The sequence below is a fragment of the Tannerella forsythia genome (genome assembly GCF_001006485.1).
GTDB lineage: Bacteria > Bacteroidota > Bacteroidia > Bacteroidales > Tannerellaceae > Tannerella > Tannerella forsythia.
Genome location: NZ_JUET01000114.1, coordinates 1 through 2,193 on the forward strand (window position 1 = coordinate 1; position 2,193 = coordinate 2,193).

General features: G+C 40.2%; 2 protein-coding genes. Both read right to left on the bottom strand.

Going from position 1 to position 2,193, the window contains the following annotated elements; translation table 11 throughout:
- A partial coding sequence (locus tag Tanf_RS10555; protein WP_046825838.1) for a hypothetical protein occupies nt 1-352 on the bottom strand: 352 nt, incomplete at its 3' end.
- A 1-nt stretch (nt 353) separates the two neighbouring features.
- Nucleotides 354-1,757, bottom strand: a complete 1,404-nt coding sequence (locus tag Tanf_RS10560; protein ID WP_046825839.1) for an META domain-containing protein — start codon at nt 1,755-1,757, stop codon at nt 354-356.
- Nucleotides 1,758-2,193: the final 436 nt, after the last annotated feature.

Sequence of the window (2,193 nt, forward strand, 5' to 3'; positions counted from 1 at the left end):
AATCGTTGAATACAAAATTAATGGAGTAGGCCCCTTTCGATTCAATCGCCATTGTCCAGAGTCTTCCGCTTTCTCTATCTGTCCATTCTCCGTCGGCTAAGGTGATATGGGTGTCGAATCCTTCTCCAAAACGAAACGGCACATTGTCGTCCTTTTCCTGTTGTCTTGCAGATGCTATTTTTTGTATGTCGAGCAGGGGCATTGTTTTTATTTTCGTTCTTCCCCGGTGTTCTTTCAGCAGGCGGTTTTGTTGCAAAGCGTCTCTGTTCGGAAAGAACGTTGTTTCTACCTGTCCGTGTGTTCCTAATATACATACGGACAGAAATATGGCTGTAAACAGTATCTTTTTCATGTTATCGGATTTTAAAATTGATTTTGAAATGAATATCTTCAGTGAATTGCTTTTTATGAATCATATACTTAATCCGTGTATGAATTATGGTATAATAATCACCTTTAGGTAATGTTTCTCTACTCTCACTCATACAAAAAGGATAGTCGGGTCGAATGTCATATGTCAATTTCCAAGGGCAGCTTAACTTTCTGGTTGTTAAAGGTGCGATCTTTATTTCTGTTGGTTTTCTTCTGAATTCACACCATATCCCAGTCCATGGCGTACCTCTATCGGTATTGTTACTTTGATATACCCGATAGAAATCATTGTTTATAAAATCGGCTGAAACAAAAATATCATTTTGTGTGATATTCTTCAATGAAAAATAAAAGGTGAAATTGTCTCCTTCTTTAAAAAGCGTGTCTGGTTTTCCTTGTTTATTAAGGAGGCAAAATTTAAGAACCAATCCGTTTATTTTTTTATCCTTAACTGCTTTTTTTCCATCAAGTAATATCTCTATCTCATTATCCATACTATCGTCTGTTGTTCCTACTACTTTTTTAAACCGTAAATAATTTTTGCCACCGTTATAATATAACTTGAGTTTTTGGGAGGCTATTTCGAAGCGATCGACTTTTCGAATTGTTTCTAAAAAAACAGGTCTGTCCCATAATTCATTGATGTATGTTTTCAGCCCAAAAAGAGGAAAATGAAGCTGATTGCTCTTAATTTCATACTCTCCACCTATTTCATTTGTAGAGCTTTCCCCTGTCAACATTCCATTCCGAAGGAAGATAAGCGTATAGCAGACCGTACAATCTTTTGGTTCGGCTTCTCGAAACGCGTTGGTTTCCGTATCGCCAAAACCTTCCAACTTCCATGAACCGATCAGCTCCGAAGGGATAACCGGCAATGCCTCATTCTTCTTCCGATAAAAAAGCAGCTGGTTCTGACCGTTGTCGTAATATAGTTTTAACAAATCGCCCATAAAATGGATACGAGAAATGTTATGCATAGCACTCACATATTTCTTCCCTTCAGGTTGTTCATTTGCGGATGTCCCCTCCCATTTGACAATACACAACGTCTCATCCACCTTATATTTGCCTCTGACCTCATTTGCCGAAGTATATCCTGAAAATGTTCCGTCTTTCAGAAACGTAATGGTATAACAGTTTGCACAATCTTTTGATTCTATCTCCTCGAATGCATTGTCTGTCGTGCGCACAAAACCTGCCAGTTTCCATGAGCCGATCAATGCTGTCGGTATCACCGGCTCTTCTTCCGGCTGATTCGTATTGGGTTGACCTTGCTGTTGTAAGTGATTGTCATTGTCCAACACATTCTTTCCCACTTTATCGCACCCCGCTCCTGCTGTTAGTAAAAGCAGGGTACTTATCCATAAAATGATTTGCTGTTTCATGTTTTTCTGTTTTTTAAAGTTTATACTTGTTTCCGCGTTCCGGATATTTCTTTTACGCTGCGCCTCCGGTGCGGTTTGCGAGGCGCATCGGCTTGTCGGGTGGAGTATCGGTTGTTATTTCCATAGCCTTGCGTTTTTGATGATACTACAAAGTTATAAACGATTTCTGAGAATACGTAAATATTTAAGCTATTTTTTGCGTCCTTTGCGTCGTTCTTTGCGAACTTGGCGGTAAGATCACCGCAAGGAACGCGAAAGTTACGCAAAGCACGCAAGTTTGTTTAAGCAAAACATCTCGACCATTAAACGAATCAACATTTTATATCAGGCTTACAGCCCTCCGCAGGAGTGGGTATTCTTTTTCCCCCGACGCTTCGCTTCGCTACACATTGGGCTGAATTAATGCGCCCCTGCGGAGCTGTTACAGCGGTCAGCC